The following is a 13,928-nucleotide window of genomic DNA, read 5'->3' as shown; positions in this document are numbered from 1 at the left end:
CGGCTGTGGTCTCGATCAGGCCTGAGCGGCCTCGTCGATGGCAGCAGCGACGCGCCGGTGCGCCTCCCAGATCTCCTCCGGCAGCTTGAACTGCTTGAGGTGCTCCTCGCGGAAGCCCATCTCCTGCTTCCAACGCTCGACATCGATGTTGAGGATGCGGTCGAGGTCCTCCTGCGGCAGGTCGAGGCCGCGCAGGTCGAGCTCCTCCTGGGTCGGGATCACGCCGACGGCGGTCTCCTGGCCCTTGACCTCGCCCTTCTGGAAGGCCTGCAGCCACAGCAGCGCCCGCACGTTCTCACGGAATCCGGGCCACAGGAAGTGACCGTCCTCCGGGTCGCGCTGGAACCAGTTGACGTGGGCGAAGATCGGCTTCTCGGTGGCCGCGTTGATGATGTTCAGCCAGTGGCGGGCGTAGTCGCCCTCCTCGTAAGCAAGGAACGGCCGCATCGACATCGGGTCGTAACGCAGCTGACCCTCGACACCCTCGGCGGCGAAGGTCGCCTCGGCGCCCAGCGTCAGGCCGTCGTACACACCCTCGGCGACGTCGCCGATCGCGCGGATCAGCGGCTCGCGGTCACGGGTGCGCCCGCCGAAGATGATCGCGTCGACCGGCACGCCGGCCGGGGCGTCGTAGTCGGCCGCAGCGTTGGGCACACGCGAGATCGGGATCGTGAAGCGGGAGTTGGGGTGGGCCCACGGGTCGCCCAGCTCGTCGGCGATCCGGTTGGCGATCTTCTCGCCCTTCCAGTCGATCCAGCCGTCGAGGTCGTCGGGGTGGTGCTTGGTCTTGCCCTCCCACCAGACTTCCTGGGTCTTCTCGTTGTAGGCGACGTTGGTGAAGATCGCGCCGGAGCCCTCTTCGATACCGGCGATGGCGCCGGGGTTGGAGCCCTCGTTGGTGTCCTTGGCGACACCGAAGACACCGTTCTCCGGGTTGAAGGCGTAGAGCTTGCCGTCCTCGCCGACCCAGATCCAGGCGATGTCGTCACCGTAGAAGCTGACCTGGTAGCGGTCGCCAAGCGCGTCCGGCGTGAAGGTCATCGAGAGGTTGGTCTTGCCGGAGGCCGAAGGGAAGCCACCGACGACGTGGAACTGCTCGCCGGTCTCCTTGTCCTTGATGCCCAGCAGCAGGAACTGCTCGGCCAGGAACTTGCCGGAGGCGCGACCGTCGTAGCAGGCCTGGCGCAGACCGTGGGCGATCTTGCCCAGCAGCGCGTTGCCGCCGTAGGAGGAGCCGAAGTGGAGGATCGTACGCTGGTCGGCGACCGTCGCGAACAGACGCTGGTCCTTGTCGGTGCCCTGGCCGAGGTTGGGCAGGTCACCGGTCACGTGCACCGCACGGACGAAGGAGCTCGGGTCGGCGAGGTCGTTGATGTAGTCGATGCCGACGCGCGCCATCCGGATCATCTGCTGCACGACCGGGCGGCTGTCGGTGAGCTCGACGCCGGCGGCGTAGGCCTCGAGCGGCGAGCCGGCGGGAGCCATCAGGTAGGGGATGACGTACATCGTCTTGCCCTTGGAGGCGCCGGTCATCCGCTCGGTGAGCGTCTTGACGGTCTCCTCGGCGGGCTTCCAGTTGTTGTAGACGCCCTTGTCCTCCGGGTTGGAGGTGGCGACCACGGTGCGCTCCTCGGAGCGCGCGGTGTCCTTGCTGTAGGAACGGCTGTAGTAGCGGCCGCCCGTGACGGGAAGAAGCTCGCCCGCTGCCAGGGACTCCTGGAGGAGCCGCTCGTCGTCGGCTGCGCTGACAACCTCGATCTGCTCGGCTCCGGTCACCCCTGCCCAGTAGGAGACGTACTCCCGAACATGAGGATTCGTCAGCCCCGCCTCATCGAGGACCTTGTCCACGTCAACCATTCCGACACCCTTCAAAAGTTTCGCCGATTGCAGGCACGTTACCCCAGTTGAAGAGGCCTCCAACCGGGGTACCGTGCACCAGAGTGGGTCATCGATCACGGGCCTGGACAATTGATCGATCCAACCGCAGGCGATGTTCCGATAGCCGGTCCTGAGACCCTTGTGACCCCCATGTTTAAGTGAGAAACGCCTCATTTCGGTGAGCGGTCCGTAATGTGGATGTGACGCCGATGTCGCATCGTGACACGGATTACATCTAAGGTTTCGCGGGTGATCCCCCAACACATTGACGTTGAATTGTTTCAATTCCTGAGCGGTCCAGAGGTCGCCTGATGGACCTCATTCTCGGGACCTTCGCCGCCTCCTTCACCGGAGGGCTCTTCCCCGTCATCAACTTCGAGACCTACCTCGCGGTGGCGGCCTCGAACCTGACCTTCTCCGCCCTGGTGCTCGCTCTGGTGGCGGGACTCGGCCAGACCAGCTCCAAGGTCGTCTGGTACTACGCGGGCCACGGCGGCGCCTCCCTCCCCTTCGTCCGCAAGAAGATGGCGTGCGAGAAGTGGCAGCAGCGGATGGAGAAGTGGGAGCGGCGTACGCAGGGCCGACCCGCCTACGCCGGCGGGTTGCTCGCGGTGGCCGCGCTGAGCGGGCTTCCTCCGCTGGCGATCCTGGCCGTGGTCTACGGCACGCTCAAGGCCAACCTGATGCTCTTCGTCGCGATCACGTTCGTGGGCCGCGTACTTCGATCCTGGATGATCCTGGAAGCCGCCGCGTTCGCGTGGTTGCGGACATAGGGCGTGGGTCGCGGCGGACTGGTTCTAGGCTGTCCGCATGCATGGACCAGCCGGATTCGTAGGAGTCACCGCCAACCTCGGCCTCAAGGAGGGCGCTGACGACTTCGCCGTCGTCGCCGCCCCCTCGGGCCCGGTCACGAGCGCAGCGGTCTTCACCCGATCCCGCTTCGCCGGCGCCTCGGTGCTGCTCTCCAGAGCCTCGGACCTCGCCGCGTTCCGGGGGATGGTGACCATCTCGAAGAACGCCAACGTGGCGACGGGTCCGACGGGCGAGGCCAACGCCCTGGAGGTACGCCGCCTGGCGGCCGAGGTCGTCGGCGTCCGCCCCGAGGAGCTGCTGGTCGCCTCGACGGGCGTGATCGGCGTGCAGTACCCGATGGATGTGCTCACGCCCGCGCTCGAGAAGCTCGCCGGGACCGGCGCCGACGCAGACTTCGATGCCGCCGCGGCCGCCATCATGACGACCGACACGATCGCCAAGATCGAGACCCGGACCGCTGGTGGGGCGACCATCACGGGGATCGCGAAGGGCGTCGGGATGCTCGAGCCCGACATGGCCACGATGCTGACCTACTTCTTCACCGACGCCGCGGTGCCCGCCGCCGAGCTCGACGCAGCCTTCCGCCGGGTCGTCGACCGCACCTACAACGCCGTCTCGATCGACACCGACACCTCGACCTCCGACACCGCCGCGATCTTCGCCTCCGGAACGGCCGGCGCCGTCGACCTGGGTGAGTTCGAGGCTGCGCTCTACGACGCCGCGCTCGCGCTGGTCAAGAAGATCGCCTCCGACGGTGAGGGCGCGTCCAAGCTGATCACGGTCGCGGTCAGCGGCGCCCGCGATGACGCCCAGGCCAAGCGGGTCGGCAAGGCGATCGTCAACTCGCCCCTGGTCAAGACCGCCGTCCACGGCGCCGACCCCAACTGGGGCCGCGTCGCGATGGCCATCGGCAAGCTCCGCGAGGAGACCGACATCTCCCCCGAGCACGTCCGCATCGCCTTCGGTGGCACCGAGACCTACCCCGCCCAGGTCTCGGCAAATCTATTGGCAGATTTGTCGACTTATCTGTCTGGCGATGAAGTCTCGATCGAGGTCGACCTCGGCATCGCCTCGGGCGAGTTCACCGTCTACGGCTGCGACCTCACCGACGGCTACATCCGCATCAACGCCGACTACACGACCTGACCAGGTCCTGCCGGTTGGGCAGTCGGGTTGGATGTTCACCGAGGTAACTCGGTGAACACTCACTTCCCTCGTGGAACTCCGCGAAGGAAGTGGATGCTGACCGAGGTACCTCGGTCAGCATCCACGCACGGCCGCGAGGCGGCTAGCCGACCTGGGACTGCTCGCCCTCCTCGGCGGCAAGGAGGGCCGCGGCGCGGCGTACGACCAGCTCGACCACGTCGGGGTGGGGGCCGATGACGTCGGCGACGACCTCGGCGCCGGCGGCTTCGGAGCGGGAACGGACCAGGTCGGAGAAGAAGCCGGGGGCGAGCAGGTAGGGCGAGACGGCGTCGCCGGGGCGTACGACCTCGTCGAGGGCCGGAGCGCCGGAGCCGGACACGGTGGCGACCCGGACGGGACCGCCCCAGGCCTCGGCCAGCATCAGACCGGCCGCGGCGATGTCGGCGCGGGCCGACGGGTCGTTGGAGCCGGCGGCGACCAGAACCACCGGATGACCGGGCGAAACACCCGCGGCGACCAGCCGCGAGACCTGCGCAGCGGCGAGCAGCGGATCCGGGCCGAGCGCGCGGCCCATCGCCACCGGCAGCCCTTCGGCGGCCTGTGGCAGGTCGACCTTGATGTGATAGCCGGTCGAGAGCAGCAACGGGACGACGACGGACGGCTGGCCGTCGGCCAGAACGTCGGTCAGGAGCGGCTCGCAGAGCTCGACGTACGCAGCCTTCGACTCCATCCCCAGCACACGACCGGCGCGCTTGGCGATGATCGAGGCGACGGCGTTGCCGAGCAGCTGACGGGTGCCGTGGGCGGCGACGACGAGCCTCATCCGGCCACCGCCAGGCGGTAGCCGCGCTTCACGACGGTCTGGATCGTCTTTGTCCCCAGGGCGGAGCGGAGGCGCGCGACCGCCATCTCGACCGCGTGCTCGGAGCCGGCGGTGCCGGAGGGGAGCATGGCGAGCAGTGCCTGCCGGGAGACGACGTTGCCGGGGTTGGCGACGAGCGCACCGAGGACCGCTGCGGGCGCCGGGGAGAGCTTCACCTCGGCACCGTCGAGGATCACCGCGTCGTCGTGCAGCAGCAGCTGGTGGCCGCCGGCGAGCTCGATGAGGAGGCCCTCGCGCCGCAGCGGCAGCTCGGTCTCGAGCATCTTGACCATGGCCGCGGTGCGGGAACGGTCGGGGACCATGGTCGGTACGCCCCACATCTCGAAGGCGGCCGCGGTGACCGGGCCGACGCAGGCGGCGACCACATCGGCCTGGAACGCCGCCACGGCCTCGTCGCGCAGGCCGACGGAGCCGGCGACCTGCATGAACGCGGCCACGGCGGGCGCGGAGGTGAAGGTGACCGCGTCCAGCTCACCGTCGGCCAGCGTCTCCACCAGCCGGAACATCGGCTCCGGGTCGGAGGCGGACTCGACCCGGTAGACGACCACGTTGATGACCTCGGCGCCCTGCCGGGTCAGCGCGTGCGCGACCATCGACAGCGACTGCCCGTGCTCCTGCACCACGATCCGCTTGCCGCTCAAATCACGCCCGCGCAGGTGCTCCAGGACGTCGTCGAACTCCTCCGACTCCGGTGCCCACAGCTCGCGCAGGCCACGCCGCCGGAGCGCGCCGACCGACTTCGGCCCGCGCGCGAGGATCTCGGCGCCGCCGAGCGTCTCCAGGAGCCGGTCGAGCAGCCCCCACTCCTCGGCGGCGTCGAACCAGGTGCGCATTCCGATGCCGGTCGTGGCCAGGAACATGTCGATCCGCTGGCCGATGATCTGCTCGGTTACCGCGCGCAGCGCACCGGCGTCGACCCGGTTGGGGTCGACGGAGAGCGCGGGGGCCCACACCACATGCGCTCCCCGCCTCTCGAGCAGGTTGATCTGCTCCTCGGCCTTCCGCGCCGCGGTCACGCCGACACGGAAGCCGCTCAGCGCGCCACTGTCCACATCCGAATCGTAGGTCTCCTGGACCATTTGTGCCGCGTTCGTCATCGCCGGGCGCCGACCCGGATCTCTCCGTCGACGACGTCGACCTCGTAGGTCGCGACCGATACCGACGGATCGTCGAGGCACTGACCGCTCTCGAGCGAGAACGGCTGCTTGAGCAGCGGCGAGGCGACGAACGGCACGTCGCCGCGCGTTCCGAGGATCCCGCGGGCGAGGACCGAGGCGTGGCCGTAGGGGTCGTAGTTGGACAGCGCGAAGACCCGGTCGTCCAGGGTGCGGAAGACGGCCACCGCCTCGCCCCGGATCAGTGCGGCGACGCCGGTCTCGGGGTCGATGTCCTCGAGACGGCACACGGAGATGTACGTCACGGTCTGAGTCTGGGTCATCGCGACTCCTCCAAGGTGGGCATGCCGACGGGGATGGTGGCACCGAGCGAGACCGGGGCGTCCGCGACGTCCGGGACGATCTGGCCGCGCGTGGATCCGAAGGAGATGTTGGGGTCCGGGATCTCGGGGGCGTTGACGAAGGAGACGAACCGCTTCAGCTTCTCCGGGTCCTCGATGGTCGCCTTCCACTCGTCGAAGTAGCCGTCGACGTGCGTGGCCATCGCGGCCTCGAGCTCGGTGCCCAGGCCGAGGACGTCGTCGACCACGACCTCGCGGACCCGGTCCAGGCCGCCGTCGAGGGAGTCGATCCAGGTCGAGGTGCGCTGGAGGCGGTCGGCGGTGCGTACGTAGTACATGAGGAAGCGGTCGAGGTAGCTGACCAGCTCCTCGGTGCTCAGGTCACCGGCGAGCAGCTGGGCGTGGGCCGGGATGGCGCCACCGTTGCCCCCGACGTACAGGTTCCAGCCCTTCTCGGTGGCGATGACACCGAAGTCCTTGCCACGGGCCTCCGCGCACTCGCGGGCGCACCCGGAGACGCCACCCTTGAGCTTGTGCGGCGAACGCAGCCCGCGGTAGCGGGTCTCCAGCATGATCGCGAGGCCGACGGAGTCCTGGACGCCGTAGCGGCACCAGGTGGAGCCGACGCAGGACTTCACGGTTCTGAGCGACTTGCCATAGGCATGGCCGGACTCGAACCCGGCGTCGACCAGGCGCTTCCAGATCGCCGGCAGGTCCTCCATCCGGGCGCCGAACATGTCGATGCGCTGGCCGCCGGTGATCTTGGTGTAGAGGCCGAAGTCCTTGGCCACCTCGCCGATCACGATCAGGCCCTCGGGGGTGATCTCGCCACCAGGGATGCGCGGGACGACGGAGTAGGAGCCGTTCTTCTGGAGGTTGGCCAGGTAGGCGTCGTTGGTGTCCTGGAGCTTGCGGTTCTCCTTGGCCAGGACGTGGCCGTTGAGCTGGCTGGCCAGGATCGACGCGACCGCGGGCTTGCACAGGTCGCAGCCGCGGCCGGTGCCGTGGGCCTCGATGATCTGGTCGAAGGTCTTGTAACCGTGGATCAGGACCACGTCGAAGAGCTCGGCGCGGGTCATCGCGAAGTGCTCGCACAGGCTCGTGTCGACGGTCTTGCCCTGAGCGGTGAAGTAGTCCTCGACGATCTTCTTCACCTGCACCTTGCAGGAGCCACACGTGCTCCCGGCCTTGGTGGTCTTGGTGACGTCGGCAGCGCTCTCGCAGCCGCCGTCGACGGCCGCCTCGATGTCACCGCGGGTGACGTTGTTGCACGAGCAGATCTGCGCCTCCGGCGGAAGCTGGATCCCTCCCCCACCGCCCGTGGACTGGGGGAGGATCAGCTCCTCCGGGTTCTCCGGAAGCTCCATGCCTGACGCCACCATGGGGCGGAGCAGGCCGTACGCGCTCGCATCACCGACCAGCACGCCGCCGAGCAGCCGGGTGCCGTCCTCGCTGATCACCAGCTTCTTGTAGACGCCGGCGACGGCGTCGGAGTAGGTGAGCTCCAGGCAGTCCGGGGTGGTGCCGTGCGCGTCGCCGAAGCTCGCCACGTCGACCCCGAGCAGCTTCAGCTTCGTCGACATGTCGGCACCGGCGAAGGTGCCCTGGCCACCCAGGAGGGCGTCGGCGACGACCTCGGCCATGTCGTAGCCGGGTGCCACCAGGCCGTACATCTTCCCGCCGGGCGCGGCGCACTCGCCGACCGCCCACACGTGCGGGTCGGAGGACCGGCACTGCTCGTCGACGAGTACGCCGCCGCGCTCGGCCAGGTCCAGGCCGGCCGCCCGGGCGAGGGCGTCGCGGGGACGGATTCCGGCCGAGAAGACGATCATGTCGACCGGCAGGGGCTCCTCGACGTCCTTGAACTTCAGCGCGCTGACCTTGCCGTCGACCGCGCCGGACTCGTCCTCGTCGACCACCGACGGGAGGGCCGACTCGGTCATCACGCCGGTGTGGACGGTGAGACCGAGGTCGGAGATGTGCCGGCCGAGCACGCGACCGCCGGCCTCGTCGATCTGCACGGACATCAGCCGCGGGTTCATCTCGACGACGTGGGTCTTGACCCCGAGCTGGTGCAGCGCGTTGGCGGCCTCCAGACCGAGCAGACCACCGCCGATCACGGCCCCGGCCGTCGCCGTCCTGGCGGCCTCGCGGATCGCCTCGAGATCCTCGATGGTGCGGTAGACGAAGACGTTCCCGAGCTCCGAGCCCGGCACCGGCGGCACGAACGGCGCCGCTCCGGTGGCGAGCACCAGCTCGTCGTACGCCATCTCCTCGCCGTCGGCGAGCATCACCGTCTGGGCGGCGGGGTCGATCTCGACCACGCTCGTGCTGGTGCGCAGGGTGACCCGCGGGTCCTCGTAGACGCCGGAGGGGAGGAAGGAGAGTGCCTCGGCGCCGACCTCGAAGAAGCTGGTGAGGGCGACCCGGTCGTACGCCGGGCGCGGCTCCTCGCCGAACACCACGATGTCGTGGGTCTCGGTGAGACCGCGCTCGATCGCGGCGGTCACGAAGCGGTGACCGACCATGCCGTGGCCGACGACGACGACCTTCTTGCGGAGGTGAGGGCTCATGACGGGATTCCTTCCACTGAGCGCTTTTTAGGGCTTGAGGCGAGAAGAAGACGTACGGTCGGCGCGCAGCCGCCGCATCCGGTGGTGGCACGGGTGGTGTCGCGTACGTCCTCGAGGGACCGGCACGCCCGGATCCGGCCGGCGCTGACACCGGCGCAGGCGCAGACCTCCGCGTCGTCGGGGAGCTCCGGGCGGGGACTGTTGGAGGGCTCGGGCAGCAGCAGCTGCCCGGCCTCGTGCTCGCCGAGGACCGTCTGCCGGTCGAAGGCCTGGGTGATCAGGCCGACCCGGCTCAGGTCGCCGACGAGGGCACCGGCGACGATGCGGCCGTCGCGTACGACGAGCTTGCGGTGGGTGCCCTTGATCGGGTTGGCGATCTCGACGACCTCCCCCGCCTCGTCCTCCGGGGAGCCGAGGACGCAGACGTCGAGGTCGGTGGCGCGCAGGCGGGCGACGACGCGGTGCCCCTGGTAGGCCGCCTGGTCGCCGGCGAGGACGTCGGCCAGAACGCCGGCCTGCTCCCAGGCCGGGCTGACGAAGCCGGTGGTCGTTGCGTTGTGCTCGGCGCAGTCGCCGATCGCGTAGACGTCCGGGTCGTCGATGCTGCGGAGCTGGTCGTCGACGACGATGCCGCGGTTGACGGTGAGCTCGGCGCGGCGGGCGAGGTTGGCGCGCGGACGGCCACCGGCGGTGAGCACCACCAGGTCGGTCTCGAGGGTGTAGCCGTTGTCGAGCTTGAGGCCCTCGTCGGTCAGCCGGGTCGCGCGCGCACCGAGGTAGACCTGGGTGCCGAGCTTGGCCATCGACCGCTTCAGCACCTTGCCGGCCGAGGCATCGACCTGGCTGCTGAGCAGGTGGTCGCGGCCCTCGACGATCTCGGTCTCGATGCCGCGGACCGCCAGAGCGCGGGCGACCTGGAGGCCGAGCAGGCCGCCCCCGACGATCACCGCGCTGCGCGGGTGGTCGTGCAAGGTGTCGAGCAGTCGCGCACAGTCGTCGAGGCTGCGGAACGCCTGCACCCGCGGGTCCAGCGAGCCGTCCATCCGCACCACACCACGGATCGGCGGCAGGCTCGGGATGGCGCCGGTCGCCAGCACCACCGCGTCGTAGGGGATGCGCGTCCGGTCAGCGAGCTCGACCGTCTTGGTGTCCCGGTGGATGTCCACGACGAGGCTGTCCAGGCGGAGGTCGACTCCCCTGTCGGCGTACCACTGCTTCTCGCGCAGCGCGAGCGCCCCGGGACGGTGGGTGCCCTCGAGCACGGCGGAGAGCAGGATCCGGTTGTACGGAGCGTGCTGCTCCTCCGCGAGCACGGTCGTCTGCGGGCCGAGGCCGTGCGCGACCAGTCCCTCGACCAGGCGCGCCGCGGCCATGCCGCCGCCGATGATGACGATCCTGTTCATGCGCTCACCGCCGCGGCGCAGACCTTGAACTCAGGCATCCGGCTGGAGGGGTCGAGGGCGTCGTTGGTGAGCTTGTTGGCGCCGACCCAGTGGAACGGTACGAAGACCGTGTCCGGGCGGATCGTGGTGACGATCCGCGCGGGCGCCTTCATCTCGCCGCGGGGAGTTCTGACCACCACCGGGTCGCCGTCGTGGGCGCCGACCCGGCCGGCCAGCAGCGGGTGGAGCTCGACGAAGGCGCCCTCGTCGGGAAGGTCCTTGATCCGCCGGGTCTGGGCACCGGACTGGTACTGCGCGAGCACCCGGCCGGTGGTCAGGTGGAGCGGGTAGTCGGCGGTCGGCGCCGCGGCCGGGCCACGGTGGGCGACGTCGATGAAGCGGGCCCGGCCGTCGGCGTGGAAGAAGTCCTCGGCGAACATCCGCGGGGTGCCCTCGCTGCCCTCCGGGCAGGGCCAGAAGACGCCGTCCTCGTCGCGGATCCGGTCATAGGTGATGCCGCTGTAGTCGGCCTTGCCGCCCTTCGAGGCCGCGCGGAGCTCTTCGAAGATCGTGGCCGGGTCGGTGGACCAGGTCGAGGCGGCATTCAGCCGGGTGGCCAGGCCGGCGATGATGTCGAGGTCGTTCTTGACCCCGTCCGGGGCGCTGATCGCCTGGTTGCGCAGGATGACCCGGCCCTCGAGGTTGGTCATGGTGCCGGTCTCCTCGGCCCACTGGGTCACCGGCAGGACCACGTCCGCCAGCGCGGCGGTCTCGCTCATCACCATGTCGGCGACGACCAGCAGGTCGAGGTCCGCGAGGCGGGAGGCGATGTGGTTGGCGTTGGGGGCGGAGACGACGATGTTGGAGCCGAACACGAGCAGGCTCTTGGGGCCCTCGGGGGTGCCGAGCGCGTCGAGCAGCTCGTACGCGGAGCGGCCCTTGCCGGGGATGGAGTCGGGCTCGACACCCCAGACGCCGGCGACGTGCGCGCGGGCCGCGGGGTCGTCGATCATCCGGTAGCCGGGAAGCTGATCGGCCTTCTGGCCGTGCTCGCGGCCACCCTGGCCGTTGCCCTGGCCGGTCAGGCAGCCGTAGCCGGCGTACGCCTTCCCGGGCATGCCGAGCGCCAGCGCGACGTTGAGCCAGGCCAGGACGGTGGCGGTGCCCTGGGCATGCTGCTCGGCGCCGCGCGCGGTCAGGACCGTCACCTTCTCCGCGTTCGCCAGAAAGGCGGCGAGCTCACGCACCTGGCTCGCCTCGACCCCGGTCACCCGCTCGACCATCTCCGGCCACCAGGCGGCCACGGAGCGGCGTACGTCCTCGAAGCCCGTGGTCCGCTCGGCGACGTAATCCTCGTCGACCGCGCCGGCCGCGTCGAGCAGGTGCAGGACACCGAGCGCGAGGGGCAGATCGGTGCCGGGTACCGGCTGGAGGAAGAGGTCGGCGCGCTCACCGGTCGGGGTCAGCCGCGGGTCGATGACGACGACCTTGCCGCCGTTCTCGCGCAGCCGGTCGAGGTGGCGGGCCGCCGGCGGCATCGTCTCGGCGAGGTTGGAGCCGACGAGCACGCAGAGGTCGGTCTTCTCGATGTCGGCCAGCGGGAACGGCAGCCCGCGGTCGACGCCGAAGGCCTGGTTGCCGGCCGACGCCGCCGAGGACATGCACCAGCGGCCGTTGTAGTCGATCTGGGAGGTGCCGAGGGCGACCCGGGCGAACTTCCCGAGCTGGTACGCCTTCTCGTTGGTCAGCCCGCCGCCACCGAAGAGGGCGTTGGCGTCGGCGCCGTGGGTCTCCCGCAGGTCGGAGAGCGTCGAGGCGACCAGATCGAGGGCCTCGTCCCAGGTCGCCGCGCTCCACTCCCCCGTCGCCCGGTCGCGCACCATCGGCGTGGTGAGCCGCTCGCGGCTGCCGCGCAGCCCCGCCGCCGTCCACCCCTTGCGGCACAACGCACCCTCGTTCACCGGGAACGACCGCTCACTGACCTCCAGACGGGGCCCTTTGCGCGAAAGGGTCATCCCGCACTGCAAGCTGCAGTAAGGACAGTGGGTGTCGGTCACGCGTACTCACACCGTTTCGGGTCGGGGACTGGCGACCTCTACCTTCCGGCGTCAAGGTTTCGCCCCGATCGGCTCCCCGTACCCCTTCCGTCAACTTCCTCTCACCACCTCACAAACCCACTCGTCCCCGCCGAATCTGTAGTTCTGGGCGCCGAGTGTGTAGTTCTGGCGGGCGAGACTGCAGTTGTGGGCGACGAAAGTAGAGCTTCGTCACCCACAACTGCAGTCTCGGCATCCACAAGTGCGGACTCGGCAGTTAGGGAGTACGCCGCCGCAGCGTCGCCGAGCCGAGGGCGAGGCCGGCCACGACGAAGCCGGCGACGACGGCCAGGTCGGTCCAGACCTCGCCGGTGTCGGTGGAGGTGACGAGGTGGGTCATCGCATCGACGGCGTAGGAGAGCGGGAGGACGTCGGAGATGGCCTCCAGGACCGTCGGCAGCGACTCGCGCGGTACGAGCAGGCCGCAGAGCAGGATCTGCGGAACGACGATCGCCGGCATGAACTGCACGGCCTGGAACTCGGTGGTGGCGAAGGCCGAGACGAGCAGCCCGAGCGCGGTGCCGAGGACGGCGTCGACGATCGCGACGACCACGAGCAGAGCGACCGACCCGCTGATCTCCAGCCCGAGCAGGCCCACGCTGACCCCGACCGCCACGCCGGACTGGACCGCGGCGAGCAGCCCGAACGCCAGCGCATAGCCGAGCAGGAAGTCGCCCTTGCCCAGCGGCATCGCCAGCAGCCGTTCGAGCGTCCCCGAGGAGCGTTCGCGCAGCGTGGTCACCGAGGTGACCAGGAACATCACGATGAACGGGAAGATCGCCAGCAGGGCCGGGCCGATCCGGTCGAAGATCGGCGCGGGCGAGTCCTCGTACATCCACCACAGCAACGTCATCAGCAGCGTCGGGAGGACGACCAGCATCACCAGGGTGCGGTGGTCCCGCCGGATCTGGGCGAGCACCCGTCCCGCCACGGCCAGGGTTCGTCGCAGGCTCATGCCGCCGCCTCCTTCACCAACGTCAGGAAGGCGTGCTCGATGTCGTCCGCGTTCGCCTTCTGCTTGATCTCGGTCGGGCTGCCGTCGGCGAGGATCACGCCCTCGCGCATCAGCAGCAGCCGGTCGCATCGATCGGCCTCGTCCATCACATGGCTGGAGACGATGACCGCCGCACCCGCGGCGGCCAGGTCGCGGAAGGTGCCCCACAGCTGCTCGCGCAGCACCGGGTCGAGCCCGACCGTCGGCTCATCGAGGACCAGCAGCGACGGCGAGCCGAGCAGCGCGGCCGCGAGCGAGACGCGCGAGCGCTGGCCGCCGGAGAGATCGCGTACGACCTGGTCGGCATGGGAGACCAGGTCGACCGTCTCGATCGCCTCCGCCACCGACGAGGAGGGCGCGCCGAGCACCTTCGCGAAGAACCGGAGGTTCTCGGTGACCGTCAGGTCGTCGTAGACGCTGGACGCCTGCGTGACGTAGCCGATCCGCGAGCGCAACGACGAGGACCCCGCGGGCTCGCCGTGAACGGTCAACGTCCCCGTCACCTTCGCCTGGACGCCGACCAGTGCCCGCATCAACGTCGTCTTGCCGCACCCCGACGGCCCGAGCAGCCCGGTCACCTCACCTGCCCGCACGGAGAAGTCGAGGCCGTGGAGGACCTCGCGCTTCCCGCGTACGACCTGGAGGCCGGACACCTCAACCACGTTATTCATCACATGATGAAATGTCCCACGACAGGCGCCCCCGCA

11 protein-coding genes are annotated in these 13,928 nt (G+C 69.6%); 2 read left to right on the top strand and 9 right to left on the bottom strand.

Going from position 1 to position 13,928, the window contains the following annotated elements; all coding sequences use genetic code 11:
• Positions 1-15: 15 nt before the first annotated feature.
• Positions 16-1,857, bottom strand: coding sequence for a phosphoenolpyruvate carboxykinase (GTP) (locus tag ACFU7D_RS11065; protein ID WP_378866926.1), 1,842 nt, complete (start codon positions 1,855-1,857; stop codon positions 16-18).
• A 332-nt stretch (positions 1,858-2,189) separates the two neighbouring features.
• Between ACFU7D_RS11065 and ACFU7D_RS11060 the strand changes: the two genes are divergently transcribed.
• Together ACFU7D_RS11060 and argJ are read left to right on the top strand one after the other, a co-directional pair.
• On the top strand, positions 2,190-2,651 hold the full coding sequence (locus ACFU7D_RS11060; protein ID WP_378725312.1) for a hypothetical protein: 462 nt from the start codon (positions 2,190-2,192) through the stop codon (positions 2,649-2,651).
• A gap of 37 nt (positions 2,652-2,688) precedes the next feature.
• A complete protein-coding gene (argJ, locus tag ACFU7D_RS11055) occupies positions 2,689-3,837 on the top strand; it encodes a bifunctional glutamate N-acetyltransferase/amino-acid acetyltransferase ArgJ (protein ID WP_378866923.1) in 1,149 nt (382 codons plus the stop codon).
• Between the two features lie 142 nt (positions 3,838-3,979).
• Here argJ and ACFU7D_RS11050 read toward each other — a convergent pair whose 3' ends face one another.
• The 8 genes from ACFU7D_RS11050 to ccmA all read right to left on the bottom strand — a co-directional run bounded on the left by ACFU7D_RS11050 (position 3,980) and on the right by ccmA (position 13,892).
• Positions 3,980-4,660: a sirohydrochlorin chelatase gene (locus ACFU7D_RS11050; protein WP_378866920.1), complete on the bottom strand. Its 681-nt coding sequence runs from the start codon at positions 4,658-4,660 to the stop codon at positions 3,980-3,982.
• Positions 4,657-5,772: a uroporphyrinogen-III synthase gene (locus tag ACFU7D_RS11045; protein ID WP_378725318.1), complete on the bottom strand. Its 1,116-nt coding sequence runs from the start codon at positions 5,770-5,772 to the stop codon at positions 4,657-4,659. The genes ACFU7D_RS11050 and ACFU7D_RS11045 overlap by 4 nt, the downstream gene beginning before the upstream one ends.
• A 41-nt stretch (positions 5,773-5,813) precedes the next feature.
• Entirely contained in the window at positions 5,814-6,158 is a 345-nt protein-coding gene (gene nirD / locus ACFU7D_RS11040; RefSeq protein WP_378866915.1) for a nitrite reductase small subunit NirD, read from the bottom strand.
• Positions 6,155-8,749, bottom strand: a complete 2,595-nt coding sequence (nirB, locus tag ACFU7D_RS11035; protein WP_378866912.1) for a nitrite reductase large subunit NirB — start codon at positions 8,747-8,749, stop codon at positions 6,155-6,157. The genes nirD and nirB overlap by 4 nt, the downstream gene beginning before the upstream one ends.
• Positions 8,746-10,152 carry an FAD-dependent oxidoreductase gene (locus ACFU7D_RS11030; protein ID WP_378866909.1) on the bottom strand — a complete coding sequence of 469 codons (1,407 nt, stop codon included), beginning with the start codon at positions 10,150-10,152 and terminating at the stop codon, positions 8,746-8,748. Before ACFU7D_RS11030 ends, nirB begins: the two co-directional genes overlap by 4 nt.
• Entirely contained in the window at positions 10,149-12,188 is a 2,040-nt protein-coding gene (locus ACFU7D_RS11025; RefSeq protein WP_378866906.1) for a molybdopterin oxidoreductase family protein, read from the bottom strand. The genes ACFU7D_RS11030 and ACFU7D_RS11025 overlap by 4 nt, the downstream gene beginning before the upstream one ends.
• 256 nt (positions 12,189-12,444) lie before the next feature.
• Positions 12,445-13,182, bottom strand: a complete 738-nt coding sequence (locus ACFU7D_RS11020) for an ABC transporter permease (protein ID WP_378866903.1) — start codon at positions 13,180-13,182, stop codon at positions 12,445-12,447.
• Entirely contained in the window at positions 13,179-13,892 is a 714-nt protein-coding gene (gene ccmA / locus ACFU7D_RS11015) for a heme ABC exporter ATP-binding protein CcmA (RefSeq protein ID WP_378866900.1), read from the bottom strand. The genes ACFU7D_RS11020 and ccmA overlap by 4 nt, the downstream gene beginning before the upstream one ends.
• Positions 13,893-13,928: the final 36 nt, after the last annotated feature.

This window comes from Nocardioides sp. NPDC057577 (assembly GCF_042801335.1).
Taxonomy (GTDB): Bacteria; Actinomycetota; Actinomycetes; order Propionibacteriales; family Nocardioidaceae; genus Nocardioides.
Note: the sequence above shows the minus strand (reverse complement) of the source record. Positions and strands in the feature narration are given on the sequence as shown.